Here is a 15,893-nt window from a genome sequence, read left to right on the forward strand (position 1 = left end):
AACCAACCAACCAACCAACCAACCAACCAACCAACCAACCAACCAACCAACCAACCAACCAACCAACCAACCAACCACTTACCGTGTCGCTAGTCGCGCACTTCAACACACATCTATAGCTATCCTGCACGTCCGCAGGATAGAGGTAGAAAAACGGTCGTGATTGGCAGCTATCCTGCACTCTGGTAGGATAGCTGCCTTAGATGAGCAGAAAGAGGTGTGTTAAAGATCCCAATTGAGCGACGCTAATGCGAATGTGCAGGATAGGCGGTAAAAAGTGTGCGAGAAGGGCGAAGTTACTGCAGAAGTATAGGATAGACACTCAACAGTCTAAACAGGTCAGCAGGTTAAGCAGGGAGGGTGTTGTGGAAGACAGTAAATGAGTGGAACTTGCGTGGAAGATCCTCATGCAAATATTGCCTAAGTGTAAATATAAATCTGGAGAAATCAGCCCATGTATGATCAAAATCGGAAAAATAATGATAGAAATGGAGCAAAATGAAGGTGAAATCATAAGCGATAACCCCATGACATTGTCCAAACGATTTAACCAATGACATACATAGCCGTAAAACGATTGACGAGTCGAAGCCAGTGACGAACAAGCATCAAACATCAAACATCAAACATCAAACATCAAGCATCAAGCATCAAGCATCAAACATCAAACATCAAACATCAAACATCTAGCCTACCTTACATACCCCCTTATCACTGTAGTCTTAAAATAAGCAAACGAGGGAATACACATGACGTGCGGTTTCCTCTTTTTGTTGCGATGCTGCAAGCCAGCCATAATATTCCGCATACATCATTCGCAGTTGGACAAAATACATAATTATGTCATCACTCGGAGGGCAGACATGCAGGTTATGACGCAGCAACTTTCCATGCAGTTGCATGTGAATATCGAGACGATTAAGGAAAGGCTTGGCAATAGCGAGGATCTGATTATTAAAAGCATGACAGGCATCCAAGGCTTGCATGGTGTGCTTGTCTATATGGACGGCTTAACAGACTCCACCATTATCCATCATTCGATTCTTGAATTTCTGATATCCAATGAAACGGCATCCGAACAAGAAGCTGTACAACGAACCGGAATTGAAATGCTGCACTATGTGAAGGAGACCGTTCTAGCTGCAGGTGAGGTTGCGGTTGTCGGATCATTCAATATATTATTCTCTAACCTTTTATCAGGCGGGGCCATCCTAATGCTGGAGAATTGTTCCGAATGTTTGGCAATCTCTGCGGAAGGATGGAAGGATAGACCGGTAAGCGAGCCTAGCTCTCAAGGTGTAGTTCGCGGACCGATGGAAGCATTTACGGAAAATATTCGTACGAATACGGCTCTGATTCGCAGAAAAATCAAAGACCCGCAGCTCTGGCTGATCGGAAGACAAATCGGAAGCGTCACGCAAACGAATGTTGCCGTCATGTATCTGAACGAAATCGCAGAAAAAAGCTTGGTCGACGAGGTGTTCCGCAGGCTAGACCAAATTGAGATCGACAGCATACTCGAGAGCGGGTATATCGAGGATTTCATTCAAGAGAGCTCTTACTCACCGTTCCCGACTGTATACAATACGGAGCGCCCCGACACGATTGCAGCGGGATTGCTGGAGGGCAAGGTGGCAATTCTCGTCGATGGCACTCCATTTGTTTTACTTGTTCCGGCATTGTTCATCCAGTTTTTCCAATCTGCTGAGGATTATTATCAGCGGGCGGATGTGAGCACGCTGCTGCGGCTGCTTCGTTATGTCAGCTTTCTGATTACGATGCTAGCACCATCGATCTACATCGCCATCACTACCTTCCATCAGGAGATGCTGCCGACTGGGCTGCTCATTAACTTGGCAGCCCAGAGGGAAGGAGTACCATTCCCCGCCTTTATCGAGGCACTGCTTATGGAGGTTACATTCGAAATCTTACGTGAAGCGGGCGTACGAATGCCTAAAACAGTGGGGCAAGCGGTGTCGATCGTTGGTACGCTCGTCATCGGTCAAGCGGCCGTGGATGCAGGAATTGTTTCCGCAGTTATGGTTATTATCGTTTCGATAACGGCGATATCCAGCTTCGTGATACCGGCAGTAAACATGTCCATCTCTGTGCGTATGATCCGGTTTGGCCTTATGGGGCTCGCTGCATCCTTCGGCTTGCTGGGTATTTTGCTTGGTTCTATTTTATTAGTTCTGCATCTGAATACGCTGCAATCCTTTGGCGTGCCTTATATGCAATCTTTGGCGCCTTTCGAATGGAAGGACCAGAAGGATACCTTATTCCGATTCCCATGGAAGAACATGTTTACGAGGCCGCAGGCAACGGGCAAGCGCAACATGATACGCCAATCCAAATCGTCGAAAACAAGTAAATAAAAGAGGTGAAAGCCTTTGAGATTCATGAAGCAAAGTTTGCTCCTATTGCTGGTTCTTATGACGATAGCTCCGCTTACGACAGGCTGTTGGAACCGCCGTGAGCTTAATGAGCTTGCCATACAGCTTGGCACATCGATTGATAAGATAGGGGGTCAGTACCGGGTTGCTGTGCAGGTTGTTATTCCAGGGGAAGTATCGGCACGCGCCAGCAGCAGCGGTTTCTCGCCAGTTACGCTTTACCATGCTACCGCGTCTACTGTATTCGAAGCGTTCCGCAAATTGACGGAAACAAGCTCTAGGAAAATATATTCTGCTCATATACGTGTGCTCGTATTGGGGGAGTCGCTGGCCAAGGATGGAATTAGCGAGGTGCTCGATATGTTTTCTCGAAATCCAGAGGCACGTACCGATTTTTATTTAATGGTCGCTCGTAATACCTCCGCGATGCAGGTGCTCAAGACCTTAACATCGCTTGAAAAGATACCCGCTGAGAACTTGTTCTACGCACTTGATACTTCCGCAAAGACCTGGGCTCCCACTACAACCGTAACGATAGAGAAGCTTATCGAACAGCTCGTAACAGAGGGTCGCAGCCCTGTGCTTACTGGCGTAAAGATGATAGGCAACACACAGCGGGGTGAGGAGCTGAGCAACGTGCAGGAAATCGACCCTGCAGCGCAAACTCGCTTTATTGGACTAGGGGTATTCCGCAGAGACAAGCTTGTCGGCTGGCTGAATGAGGAGCAAAGCAAGGGCTACAACTATATTTCGAACAATGTAAAAAGCACCGCAGGGCATATGAAATGTCCAAACGGCGGGATCATCGGTATGGAGACGCTGCGCAACTATACGAAAACTCAAGCTGATATCGTAAATGGAAAGCCGATCATTACTTTAAAGGTCAAAAATGTCTCTTCCATAACGGATGTCGAATGCCAAATTGATTTAAAGAAGCCTGAAACGATTGCGGCACTAGAACATGAGTCGGAGCTGAAAATCGAGGGTATTATGAAGGCTGCGGTTGAGCATGCGAAGCAGACATATGGATTTGATATATTTGGCTTCGGTCATGAATTGTATGAATCACATCCGCGTGTCTGGGAAAAAGAAAAAGAAACATGGAATGAGCAATTCAAGCAGCTAGAGGTGAAGTATGAGGTGGAAGTGAAGATCCATAAGATCGGAACGACGAATGATTCTTTTCTTAATTATGTGAAGGAGTAGTCGCCATGTCCGCTATTCTGCTTATTAGCCTACTGTGTGCTTGGGCAATCTTTCGGGAATGTATGCCATTGGTGAAGAAAAAGCTTGCTAAGGATGCCGTTGTATACATGCTACTGCTGCTGACAGGAGCATCACTTAGCATATGTAACATTCGTCTTATAGAAGTTCCAAGTCCCATGCTGCTGCTTCAGGCAGCTTATGGGCCGCTGCTCAAATGGCTGGGGCTGCAGTAGCTAGAGGGAGGAGGGCTTTGATGGAACCATCGCAGAAGATAGACATCAAACAAATGAAGGTATTGCTCATTTTTTTTATTGTGGGCGACCTCATGTGGTTCTTGCCTTCCTTCACGGCAAGTGCCTCGAAGCAGGATGCATGGATATCAGCGATTATCGGAGTAGTTGTTGGGCTTGGCATTGCTAGCTTCATTTATGGGTTCAGCACCAAATTTCCAGGAATGACGCTCATTGATATTAATCGCCGTGTGTTGGGCCGCTTTGCAGGTGGCGTACTGTCTTCGTTCTATCTGTTGCATTTATTAATGAATGGCAGTGCGCAGATCCGTGTTATAGGCGATTTCATGACGACACAGATGATGACAGAAACGCCAATGCGAGTGGTACTGTTTTTATTTGCCGCAGTGGTTCTCATCTCGATCCGTACAGGCTTGCCGGTTATTGCACGTACAGCACAGGTTTTTTTTATGATGTTTGTCGTGCTCTTCACGATACTTTTCTTATTGCTTGTGCCGGAGTCTGAGCCTCATAATCTACTCCCGCTTGCTAGCCATAACACGGCAGAAATGATGAGGGGAGGATTTTTTGTTATCGCATTCCCGTTCTGCCAGCTTACCGTTTTTTTAATGCTATTTCCATTGTTGGAGAAGGAGGAAATGACCTTTAAATCGTTTATTACGCCTGTCCTATACGGAGGAGCGGCTATTGTACTTGTCGTCACGCTGTCTATTCTGGTGCTGGGCTCTTTCATGACGGAGCATCAAATTTATTCAACTTACGTGATGGCCAAAAAAATAAGCATCGGCAATTTCCTGCAGCGTCTGGAAGCGATTCTGGTCATCAATTATTTGCTGTCGACTTATTTTAAGTGCGTGATCTCCATTTATGCATTTTGCCGCGGCGTGACGATTCTATTTGGATTAAGTGATTATCGCGTGCTGGCGCTTCCGCTTTTTTTGACGATGTTCGGGACTGCATATGTGGTCTCAAGCGATGTCGTTTTTCTTAACAGCTTGGGACCTGCGTGGGCGTTGTGGGAAATAACAGAATTTCTCGCACTCATACCATTCGTATATGCGATGCACCTCATTAGAAGCAGAATAAGTGGAAATCAGCTAGGCTCCTCTTGAGGTACGATGAATGAGCTCTTGAAGGAATGGCAAGGTCGGAGTTGACCTTCCTGTTCGTGAGCGTCTGGAATAGGCTCTAGTTTCCGATGCTAATTAGATAGTCAATGAAAGGCATATGAAAACACGAAAGAAGGTACGGCCTCTGCTTATTAAAGCGGAGGCTGTACCTTCTTTCATAACACGTTCAGGCGCTGCTGCCGCGATGCATCATGCGAACATATGGATGCGGCAGCAGCGCCTTTCTATAGTAACTCTCAACACGTTGATTATACCTAATTTGCACGTATTGTACCAGTCTGAATGACGAGAAAATTATACGTTTACCGCTTCGTGAGCTTGTGATTCCAAGAATCGCTCGCAGTCCAGAGCGGCCATACATCCACTGCCTGCTGCCGTTATGGCTTGGCGGTAATTGCGGTCCTGAACGTCGCCGCATGCGTATACGCCTGGAATATTCGTCTCTGACGTACCGGGTTTCACAATAATATACCCTTGATCGTCCGTGTCGATTTGTCCGCCGAGGAAGCTTGTATTCGGTGTATGCCCGATTGTTATGAATACGCCGTCTGTCTCAAGCAGCTCTTCTTCGCCCGTTTCGTTATTGCGTACTTTCAACCCTTGCAGTCCCATGCCTGTTGCTGCTACTTCAAGCGGTGTACGATTCAGGCTCCATACGATTTTGTCGTTGGCGCGGGCGCGGTCCTGCATGATTTTGGATGCGCGCAAATCGTCGCGGCGGTGTACGAGTCTAACCTCGGATGCGAATCGGGTAAGGAATACGGCTTCTTCCATAGCGGAGTCGCCGCCGCCGACTACAATAATTTTTTTGCCACGGAAGAAGAATCCGTCACAAGTCGCACAGGTGCTGACGCCGCGTCCGATATTGTCCTGCTCACCAGGAATGCCAAGGTATTTGGCGGAAGCTCCGGTCGAGATAATGATCGACTCCGCTTGCAATTCGCCGATTCCTTCAACGTCGAGGGTGTAAGGGCGTTTGCTGAAGTCCACACTTTTCACAGAGCCGGTTTTGAATGTAGCGCCGAAACGCTGAGCTTGCTTGCGCATGTTGGACATAAGCTCGCTGCCAAGAATACCGTCAGGGAAACCAGGGAAATTCTCAACCTCGGTAGTCGTCGTGAGTTGTCCGCCAGGCTGCCACCCTTCAATAACAAGCGGCTCCATGTTTGCACGCGCAAGATAAATGGCAGATGTCAATCCTGCAGGTCCGGTACCAATAATAATCGTTTTGTAAGTCATCTATATTCTCCTCCGTTTCGTAAACACCTAAGATAATAAGTACTACATTAAAATTATTATAATCTAAACATAAAGTCAATATCGTTCATGCAACGTTCATGTTGGTCATGTATGCTTGCTATAATGACGGCTTGAGTGAAGACAGGAGGGCGATCGTTATGCCGAAAATAGTAGTCGTAGATGATGATCCGAATATTCGCGAGCTGGTAAGCCTTTTTTTGAAAAGAGAAGGTTATCAGGTAGTTGAAGCCATAGATGGTGTAGATGCGTTAGAGAGGCTTGAATCGGTTCGTCCTGATTGTGCGATTATCGATGTCATGATGCCCCGGATGGACGGATGGGCACTTTGTGCCGCTCTGCGGGAGAGCTATGATATACCACTGCTCATGTTGACGGCAAAGGGAGAAACGACGCAGAAGGTGAAAGGCTTTGAGCTTGGTGCAGATGATTATATGGTCAAGCCGTTTGATCCGCCGGAGCTGGTAGCACGAGTGAAAACCTTGCTCAAGCGATACCGCATAACCGCTTCTCAGCGGGTGGAATTCGGAGCTGTTGTGATGAATCAGGCGGATTTCCACATGACTGCGGGCGGAGAGAAGGTTAATCTGCCGCCTAAGGAATTTGAGCTGTTGTTCAAGCTAGCCAGCTACCCTGGCAAAACGTTCGCGCGTGATCAATTGATCGAGCAAATTTGGGGAATGGATTATGAGGGCGATGAGCGGACGGTCGATGTTCATATCAAAAGGCTGCGTGACCGCTTTCCCGAAGAGTCCTACCGCTTCCGCATCGTTACGATTCGCGGTCTCGGGTACAGACTGGAGGAATGGTCATGATCCGCAGTCTGTATGTTCGCATTACAGCTACGTTCCTCATTATCGTCTTAATTAGCATTGGCGTCGCTTTTCTTTTCACGAATCAACTGTTCAAGCGCGATGCCAGAGGACAGCTGCCCAATCAGATGGAGAAAGCGATCGTCCGCATCGAGCAGCTATACGCGGTTTCCAAGCCTTCATCGATGAAGGAATTTCTGGATGAGGTTTCGGATCAGCAGAGCCTGTCGATCGTTGCAGTCAGCAGCGCGAACCGACTCGTGCAGGCTGGCGAACGAAGCGAGGCGATGGTGAATAGGCTGACATATGAGCAGCTCGGCAATGTGTTCCGAGGTGGCATGGTCAGCATGGGCATGTTCAATCGCGAGGAAGGAAGCCCGCCGCAGCCGCCTGCAATGGGGAAGCTGGTACAGTTCGGAAGTGAGAAGTGGGCATTATTCGTACAACTGGATTCTTTCCCGCAGAACAGCAATTTTATTTGGACCGCCGCTACGCTTCTGGCTACGCTGCTTGCTGTGGGTAGCGTGTTGATTTTAATTGCCGCAAGATATTTAGTGATGCCGCTCAAAATGATGACGAATGCGGCAACGCGTATGTCGGAGGGGGACTTCACCGTTCGGCTTCCTGTCAGACGCGTAGATGAGCTTGGAGAGCTGGCTGAGGGAATGAACAAGATGGCGCTTAGCTTGTCTCAGCTTGAGATGATGCGGCAGGACTTTGTATCGAACGTCTCTCATGAAATTCAATCGCCGCTTACGTCCATAGGCGGGTTTGCTGAGGCGCTTCGCAGCGGGGACGTTACCGAAGCGGAGCGGGAGCGCTATATTAGCATTATTAAACAGGAAAGTATGCGGTTATCTCGTTTAAGCGAGAACCTGCTTAATTTGGCATCATTGGATTCACGGCAGCATCCGTTCCATCCTCAGCCCTATCGATTGGATCGCCAGCTGCGTGATGTGGTGCTCGCCTGTGAGCCGCAGTGGATGGCGAAGAGGCAGACCGTTGAGCTTCTAATGGAGGAGACGATCATTACAGCGGATTGTGATCAGCTCAATCAGGTATGGATGAACCTATTCGCTAATAGTATGAAATTTACTCCAGAGGATGGAAAAATCTATTTTGTGTTGAGCGAGCAGGACGGATATGCGGTTATCCGAATATCCGATACGGGCATTGGCATTGGCGAGGAGGAACGAGAGCGTATATTCGAGCGGTTCTACAAAGGCGATCTGTCGCGGAACCGCAGTCAAGGCGGCAGTGGGCTAGGGCTTTCAATCGCTCAAACTGTTGTCCACATTCATGGTGGGAGTATAGAGCTGGACCTGAATGCGAAGCAGCTTGAAGGAGCCAGCTTCCTTGTGAGGCTTCCGCTTGTATTGCCAGAGTGAAAGCCGATTATAGGTTCGACGCATTGCCTAAACATTGTAGGAATGGAAAATCCTCTGCCGAGAAGGTATGATGGAGGAAGCTAATAACATTCATGCAACGTTTTGGGGGAGAAGCTCGAATGGAGAAACGGATAAGGAAAGCTATCATACCTGCAGGAGGACTCGGAACCAGATTTCTTCCTGCAACGAAGGCGCAGCCCAAGGAAATGCTTCCGATCATCGATAAGCCTGCCATACAATATATTGTAGAAGAGGCCGTTCATTCTGGTATCGAAAGCATCGTCATCGTCAGCGGCCGCAACAAACGGGCGATTGAGGATCATTTTGACAAGTCCGCTGAGCTTGAAATGGAGTTGGAGGCGCGGCATAACGAGGAAATGTTGGATATGGTTCGGAAAATATCACAGCTGGCCGATATTTATTACGTTAGGCAGAAGGAGCCGCTTGGGCTAGGACATGCTGTATTGTGCGCACGGCGTTTTATTGCGGACGAGCCGTTCGCTGTATTGCTTGGCGATGATATATTGAAGTCTGACCCGCCATGCCTTCGCCAAATGATGGATATTTACGAACGCGAACAATCCTCTGTCGTTGCGGTAATGGAAGTGCCGTGGGATCAAACGCATAAATACGGCATCGTTGATATTGAACGGGGTAAACAAGTTGCACGCGTACGTGACATTATTGAGAAGCCAGCTAGAGGGCAAGCACCTTCCAATTATGCGGTCGTTGGGCGTTACGTGCTCGATCCCGCGATATTCGATTTGCTGGAGCACGCAGCGCCAGGCAAAGCAGGCGAGATTCAACTCACGGACAGTTTGCAGCAATTGAATCGGCTTTCTTCATTAATGGCTTACCGCTTCGACGGCCGCAGGCATGATGTGGGGGACAAGCTCGGCTTCGTTCAGGCGACGATCGACTTCGCGCTGGAGCGTGCGGATCTCAGCGTTGATGTAAGAAAATATTTGTATGAACGGCTGAAGGAAACAGAGGCTTAGCGCTTACAAGTCCATTCACACGGTGGACTCTAGCCGAAAAACGTGAGTTGAACTTATACAGTTAAAAACTATAGCTTTCATTAAAAAAGGTTTTGCATACCTATTCTGGTGTGTAAATCCTTTTTTTCGTTGATCAGACATCATTCTTTGAAAAATGACAAAAATGTACAGAAAATGTACAGAACCATCTGTTAATGTAGCGACGACTGTCATTTTTCAGAGGAGGGAGAATCACGCGGCTGTTCGGGAAACGCTGGCGTAACGGAATTAGATGACCAAGGAGGAAATGAGCTTGAAGCATATGAGTCAAGACAAGCTGTACGGCAAACAAGGAAGACGCTGGATGAAGCGTGTAGTGGCAATGCTAGTAGCAGTCAATTTGTTAACGGGTACCTTCTTATCCAGCCTTCCACTGGTAAGTGCAGCACCTGCTCCATCTGGTGGCTCCTATTTCACAGATACGGACAATTGGGGTGGAGGGGCCGCAGGCTCGGCAGCGGATGGGGATATGGATATCGGCATTAAAAACCAAAATCAACAAACAGCCGATAACTATAGCAAATATCCAGTAGAGTTTAAGATTGCCAATGTAGATGCTCTTCCTACAAAGAGTGCTCACCTTTTAATTCGTGCACTGGACGTGGATGAGTTTGATACACCAACAAGCATGGTAGGAGACGGTGAGTGGGATCGCGTGTATTTCTCAGCTAACCCCGCTGACATTGCTTTCGGCCCGTCTTATACGACGTGGCCTACAACAACAGCTTGGACGAACAACATAGCTGCTTCAGGTATAACGCCTGGTGGACAGGGCTATAAGAAGGAACTCAATGAAGCTGCCTATCTGGGCACCTTATCCGGCAAGGACGGAATATGGAATACATCCGTTCTGACCTTTAAACCGGAGGATTTCGACCGCATAGCTCTAGGTGATAACTATGTGGGCGTTACGATCCATCACTTTTACAAGGACTTAAGAAGTCTTGGTACTACGCCTAACACGAACTGGCAGATGACTGTCGACTGGGGACAGCTTGTCATTGATGGCGGCTCGAGAAGAACGGGTGAGATTGAATCGGCTAATGTGAAGGTGGAAAGCGGAAAGGTTATCATCGATACCAGCTTTCTTCCGAAGCTGCCGAACAAAAACTATTCCATTGAAGTCAATGTGATTGAGAAGAGAAACGTAGGTGGGGAAGAGGTTGAAAAAAACCTTGGACTTGTACAGCAGCTGTTCACTTCACCTGTGAGTGGCGTCGTTAAGGACTGGAACGACATTACGATATCAAACACAACGATTAACCCTGCTAATGAATATAAGATTAATATCATCTTGTTTGATGATCGAGGAGGCGGTCGGGCGGCTGAGGGAAACACAAATGCCGGAGAAGCTCAGCATTTGTATTCCTTCTCTACGTTTGATCCTGTTGTGAAAGATATTGCGAAGCCGGCAACGCAATACGATCCTACAACGTTCGCGGTATCGGATTTCACGAGTAAATATTATCGCTTGAATGGACAAGCCCAACCGGGGAATCTGGAGAAGGTGAAGATCGTTACCCTTCCAAGCGGAGGAAAGCTGCAGCTATTGGGTGTGGATGTTCAGGTGGGGGACGAAATTGCCAAGGACGATCTCAGCAATTTGAAGTTTGTTCCTGCTGCATCTGGCTTTACGGGTACGGCTTCGTTTAATTGGAATGGCTATGACGGCGCGAATTATGCATCACTTGATGCTGTGGTGACCCTTACCGCAAATGCCGCACCGATAGTAGCTGCTATCGCGAAAACAACGAACCAAGGTATTCCGGTCGTGTTTGCAGCTGTTGATTTTACGAGCTATTTTGTAGATACAACCATACCTGCGGAGAGCCTGAGCAAAGTGAAACTTGTTTCTTTGCCTGATTCAGAGCTAGGAACTCTGTGGATCGCGAACAGCAGTGGCCAAGAAGTAAAAGCAGTTATAGGCGATGAGATTAACACAGCAGATCTTGGCAAGCTGCGCTTTGTTCCAGAAGACAATACGATAGGTGATGTCTTATTCCAGTGGAATGGCTCAGATGGCAAGCAATATGCGAAAAGCCATTCTACGGTGCATATAAGCATCAATGCCGCACCAATCGTCAGTGATATTGCTTATGCAGCGATTGCTGGTTCAATCGTAGAGCTTAAAGCAGCCGATTTCGCAAATGCTGATGCATTTACCGATGAGGAAGGAGAGACTTTGTCGCAGGTAAGGCTTCAACTGCCAGCGGATTTTGCGACTAAAGGCCGGCTGAATTACATATCTGGTGGCGTAGGAAAGCAGCTTGCGCCGGGTACGCTTACTGCCCTCAGCCTAACAGAGCTGAACACCTTACGTTTCGTGCCCGCTGCGAACTTGGCGGATGACAGTACGGTCGTCTTTGCTTGGTACGGGCGTGACGGAGGACAATATTCTATCGCTTCGGCAAACGTGAGCATCACTTATACGAATGCCCCTGTTGCGGGCAATATTGCAAAAGCAGGACTTCAATACGAGCCGATCAGCTTCAGTGCTGATGATTTCAAAAACCATTATTCCAAGGCAAGCGGTGCTTCTAATGCAGAGGGACTGACTACCGTGAAGATTGTTACGCTTCCGGATGCTGCACAAGGCTTCTTGCAGCTTGATGGTGCAGAGGTATTGGCTGGTGATGAAATTGCGGTCACGCTCCTAGGTGATCTTGCTTTCGTTCCAGCTTCAAGTGGATTCACTGGCATTGCGAGCTTTGATTGGAATGGCTATGATGGCGTGAAATACGCTGCTCTTGATGCAACGGTTACCATTACAGCGAACGCAGCTCCAATCATTGATCCGATTAACAAGTCAAGCCTCAAGGGAGAGGCTGTCCCATTCGCAGCGGCTGACTTTACGTCTAAGTATAGTGATTCGGGCAGTGAGAGCTTGACCGAAGTAAAGCTGGTCACGCTTCCTGCTTCAAACAAAGGCAAGCTTGTTCTTCGAGACAGTGGCGGATTAGACACAGAGATTACCGCTGCTGGCTACGAGCTTGCTGCAAGTGATTTGGCTAAGCTGATCTTTATTCCAGAACCAGGTGTTACAGGAACGGTTACGTTCGGTTGGAATGGTTCTGATGGCAAGCAATACGCCAAGGACAGCAAACAGATTACGATAACGATTAATACGCCTCCAGTTGTTGGAGATATAAACAAAACAGGTCTCTCTGGCCAGGTTATTGTTTTCGAAGCGGATGATTTTGCAAATCCGCCTCGTTATACGGACGCAGACGGAGACGGCGATTCACTCAAAGAGATTGCCATCGCGCTCCCAGCACAGTTTGATGCATCAGGGAAGCTTTGGTATTCTTCATCTGTTGGACAATCCGTATATTTGGAGCAAGGAAGTACGGCTATTATAGATAGAATTCATCTGGATAGCTTAAGATTCCAGCCATCGGCCTCTTTGCCTGAAGGCAGCTCGGTAGCATTCGATTGGAAGGGAAGCGACGGCAAGCAATTGTCCGAAGCGCCTGCCAAGGTGAATATTGCGTACAACGGCAAGCCGATAGCGGAGACCGTAACGATTAACGTTACGGAAGGTACTTCAGAAATCATTATTGTGTTCAAAGGTACGGACGCGGAGAGCGTTACGGGAATCGTATACGGACTGGAGACGAATCCTTCCAAAGGTACGATTAGACCGGCAGACGATGATGTTTCGGGAGATACTTGGATTTATACACCGAATACGGACTTTATCTCGGGGCAGGACAGCTTTACGTATAATGTATCGGATGAAGACGGACAGACTGGCGAAACGCCAGCCGTTGTAACCATTAATATCCACAGGCTGCTGGACGGCTGGGTAGGAGACAAGGCTCAAGGTGATCCTTCAGTTGCAAGTATCATTCCCGGTGAGCAATTAGGATTAGCTGCTGTTAGCTCATGGATTGCAGAAGGAGTGACGGCAAATGTGAACGGCATTGTTGTTCCGCTTACTCTTGCCAATCCAGATACCTTTGTTCTAGACGGCTACAAGAAGTGGGTAAATACGACGTATTTGCTTCCATCTGACACAGCTGGCAAGGCGTACTTGGTTACTTTTGACGCAGTTGATGGAGAGGGAAGAGACTTATCACCGGAACCTGCGGCTAGATTGATGGATAACCACTTCGAAGTGATAAAAGCTGAATTGGTATTATCCGCGAATCCTGATCAAATTCTGGGCGATGGCAAATCGACAACAGAGCTGTCGGCGCTGCTGACGAATGAAGACGGTTCTCCATTAGCAGGCATTACCGTTGTGTTTACAGCTCCTGCCGGTAAAGGTGAGTTCGTAGGCGGGAATACTGCTGTAACGAATGAGCAGGGCATTGCTGTGGTGACCTACAAGTCTCCACAAATTACAGGGGTGAGTGAGCAGCAAATCCCGATTCAGGTCAATGTGTACAACAAATCACTTGGCTTGAAGGCACAGGAAGAAGTAATCATTACTTCCTTGCCAGCAGCAGTGAAGGGCTTCATCACCAAAGGAGATAACAATACGCCAGTCGCTGGAGCAAGCGTAAGAATAACGCTTGATCTCGATGGCGACGGCATTATTACGGCTGGCGTTGATTTTGATCAAACAGTGCTTACCGATGTAAGCGGAGCTTATTACGCTGTAGTGCCTAAGGGCGGTGTAACCTATGCTCTGGAGGTTTCACAGACGGTTGATATAGGCGGCGTGCCTACAACGGTAACGTATAATCAGACCGCTCAGGTTGGTGAGGTTACGGGTGCAGGAGAAGAGAACTTCGACTCTGAGAAGACGGTAACGGGTATCGTGCTGTTCAAACAACCATCAGGTGAGTCCTCTTTGTTCAGTGGAGACCTGCTAGCCAAAACGCATATTTATGTCAAAAAAGCCGATGGCAGCTATGTGCTGGAAGGCGGAGTTCCAAAAGCGTTTGAGCTGAACGAGCAGGGCGTATTCCATGCAGACGGACTCGCTATTGGCGAGTATGAGCTGGAAATCGGGTATGAGATTGAGCCAGGCAAGACCATTACTTTCAGCCGTGCAGCGGTAAGTGTAACGGCATCAGGGGAATTGAATATCTCGGAATCGCTGGTTGATCCATACGGTACGATTACCGATTCGGTCACTAAAGCGGTTATTGAGGGCGCAGAGGTTGTGCTTCACTATGCGGACACAGCTCGAAACAAGAGCAAGGGCATTACGCCTAACGTTAAGGTAGTAGTACCAGTATTGGTAGGCTTTGAGCCGAACGACAACGCAAGTCCGTTGCAGCTTAGTGATGAGCATGGTTTCTACGCCTACATGGTTTATCCTGAAACGGACTACTATTTGCTCGTAACAAAGAATGGCTATCAGAGCTATACAAGTCCTGTTCTTTCCGTAGAGTGGGAGATTGTAAAACATGATCTCGAGCTCACTCCAATATCGAGGTCGACACCGGCTGCGAGTCCGGCGTTAACCCTTTCTGTAGATAAAAACAAGGTCAGGGAAGGCACTGCATCCATCATTACGGTTGATTACAAGAACACGTCCAGCAGCACGCTTGCTGCAGGAGAGATCAAAGTAACCATCCCAGCAGATGCAATCGTTATTAATGCGGCAGGTGGAACGGTTTCTGGTCAGACGATTGTATGGAACATTGCCAATGTGGCTAGCGGACAAGGCGGAAGCTATAAAGTAACGCTCGAATGGCCGCTAATGAAAGCGGCCGATACGACTTATGATGTTCGCGGCGAGCTTCTTGCTAACGGCGCAACGGTCAAGTCATCGGTCCAAATCAACGTATTCTCTGATCGGTTTGGCGAGCTTACGCATTACCGTTATATCCTTGGCTACCCAGACAAGGAGTTCAAGCCGGAAGGCTCATTAACCAGGGCTGAGCTTGCGGCAATTGTTGCAAGGCTGACCGAAAACGAAAATATCGATTCGACATTGCCTTATAACGATATTCGTGAAGGACATTGGGCAATGAATTATATTAAAATTGCTGTCAAACATCAGTATTTCAGCGGTTATGAAGACGGAACGTTCCGTCCAGATGCCGCTGTGACGAGAGGAGAGCTTGCGTCTGTTATGGCTCGATTCCTGAAACTTGAAGTCAGTGAGCCAACCTCGGCGTACTTCAAGGATACTGCAGGGCACTGGGCGGCGAATGCAATTGAAGCCTTGTATAACGGCAAGTTTTTGACTGGCTACACGGATGGCAGCTTCAAGCCGAAGAACGCGATCAAACGTGTTGAAGCGGTCACGATGATCAACCAGATGCTTTATCGCGGTCCATTACTGGGCGTAGCTCCAACATTCCCGGATATGCCGCAAAGCCACTGGGGCTTCGGCAATGTACAGGAAGCGACGATCTCCCATAAAGCGGAGCGCAACTCAGATGGAAGCGAGCAATGGCTGGAAACGATTAGTGATAGCGTGAAATAATTGTAGTCATAAAAATACAGCCTGTCTTGGT

At 48.1% G+C, this 15,893-nt stretch carries 9 protein-coding genes; 8 read left to right on the top strand and 1 reads right to left on the bottom strand.

The window, feature by feature from the left end:
* The first annotated feature begins 863 nt into the window (after window positions 1-863).
* The 4 genes from FGT79_RS26260 to FGT79_RS26275 are packed head-to-tail and all read left to right on the top strand — an operon-like array spanning window position 864 to window position 4,962.
* The gene (locus FGT79_RS26260; protein ID WP_138755809.1) at window positions 864-2,375 is read left to right on the top strand and encodes a spore germination protein; all 1,512 of its coding nucleotides are present in this window, start codon (window positions 864-866) and stop codon (window positions 2,373-2,375) included.
* Between the two features lie 24 nt (window positions 2,376-2,399).
* Window positions 2,400-3,599 carry a Ger(x)C family spore germination protein gene (locus tag FGT79_RS26265; protein WP_246096649.1) on the top strand — a complete coding sequence of 400 codons (1,200 nt, stop codon included), beginning with the start codon at window positions 2,400-2,402 and terminating at the stop codon, window positions 3,597-3,599.
* Window positions 3,600-3,604: 5 nt separating this feature from the next.
* A complete protein-coding gene (locus FGT79_RS26270; RefSeq protein WP_138755811.1) occupies window positions 3,605-3,832 on the top strand; it encodes a hypothetical protein in 228 nt (75 codons plus the stop codon).
* 20 nt (window positions 3,833-3,852) lie between these two features.
* Complete coding sequence (locus FGT79_RS26275; RefSeq protein WP_171056458.1) at window positions 3,853-4,962, top strand: GerAB/ArcD/ProY family transporter; 1,110 nt, start codon at window positions 3,853-3,855, stop codon at window positions 4,960-4,962.
* Between the two features lie 312 nt (window positions 4,963-5,274).
* Here the strand turns inward: FGT79_RS26275 and trxB are convergent, their stop codons facing one another.
* On the bottom strand, window positions 5,275-6,219 hold the full coding sequence (trxB, locus tag FGT79_RS26280) for a thioredoxin-disulfide reductase (protein ID WP_138755813.1): 945 nt from the start codon (window positions 6,217-6,219) through the stop codon (window positions 5,275-5,277).
* 158 nt (window positions 6,220-6,377) lie between these two features.
* On the opposite strand from trxB, the gene FGT79_RS26285 reads away from it, so the two are divergent.
* From FGT79_RS26285 to FGT79_RS26300, 4 genes are all read left to right on the top strand, one after another.
* On the top strand, window positions 6,378-7,052 hold the full coding sequence (locus tag FGT79_RS26285) for a response regulator transcription factor (protein WP_138755814.1): 675 nt from the start codon (window positions 6,378-6,380) through the stop codon (window positions 7,050-7,052).
* Window positions 7,049-8,437 carry a sensor histidine kinase gene (locus FGT79_RS26290; RefSeq protein ID WP_138755815.1) on the top strand — a complete coding sequence of 463 codons (1,389 nt, stop codon included), beginning with the start codon at window positions 7,049-7,051 and terminating at the stop codon, window positions 8,435-8,437. The genes FGT79_RS26285 and FGT79_RS26290 overlap by 4 nt, the downstream gene beginning before the upstream one ends.
* Window positions 8,438-8,556: 119 nt before the next feature.
* Window positions 8,557-9,435, top strand: a complete 879-nt coding sequence (gene galU / locus FGT79_RS26295; RefSeq protein WP_138755816.1) for a UTP--glucose-1-phosphate uridylyltransferase GalU — start codon at window positions 8,557-8,559, stop codon at window positions 9,433-9,435.
* A 301-nt stretch (window positions 9,436-9,736) separates the two neighbouring features.
* Complete coding sequence (locus tag FGT79_RS26300; protein ID WP_246096650.1) at window positions 9,737-15,862, top strand: S-layer homology domain-containing protein; 6,126 nt, start codon at window positions 9,737-9,739, stop codon at window positions 15,860-15,862.
* Window positions 15,863-15,893: the final 31 nt, after the last annotated feature.

Source organism: Paenibacillus sinopodophylli (assembly GCF_005930355.1).
GTDB lineage: Bacteria > Bacillota > Bacilli > Paenibacillales > Paenibacillaceae > Pristimantibacillus > Pristimantibacillus sinopodophylli.

Excerpts from the sequence above, each read along its gene's own strand:
- FGT79_RS26300 (WP_246096650.1), top strand. The coding sequence starts at position 9,737 with ATGAGTCAAGACAAGCTGTACGGCAAACAAGGAAGACGCTGGATGAAG.
- trxB (WP_138755813.1), bottom strand. The coding sequence starts at position 6,219 with ATGACTTACAAAACGATTATTATTGGTACCGGACCTGCAGGATTGACA.
- FGT79_RS26275 (WP_171056458.1), top strand. The coding sequence starts at position 3,853 with ATGGAACCATCGCAGAAGATAGACATCAAACAAATGAAGGTATTGCTC.
- FGT79_RS26270 (WP_138755811.1), top strand. The coding sequence starts at position 3,605 with ATGTCCGCTATTCTGCTTATTAGCCTACTGTGTGCTTGGGCAATCTTT.
- FGT79_RS26265 (WP_246096649.1), top strand. The coding sequence starts at position 2,400 with ATGAAGCAAAGTTTGCTCCTATTGCTGGTTCTTATGACGATAGCTCCG.
- galU (WP_138755816.1), top strand. The coding sequence starts at position 8,557 with ATGGAGAAACGGATAAGGAAAGCTATCATACCTGCAGGAGGACTCGGA.
- FGT79_RS26290 (WP_138755815.1), top strand. The coding sequence starts at position 7,049 with ATGATCCGCAGTCTGTATGTTCGCATTACAGCTACGTTCCTCATTATC.
- FGT79_RS26285 (WP_138755814.1), top strand. The coding sequence starts at position 6,378 with ATGCCGAAAATAGTAGTCGTAGATGATGATCCGAATATTCGCGAGCTG.
- FGT79_RS26260 (WP_138755809.1), top strand. The coding sequence starts at position 864 with ATGCAGGTTATGACGCAGCAACTTTCCATGCAGTTGCATGTGAATATC.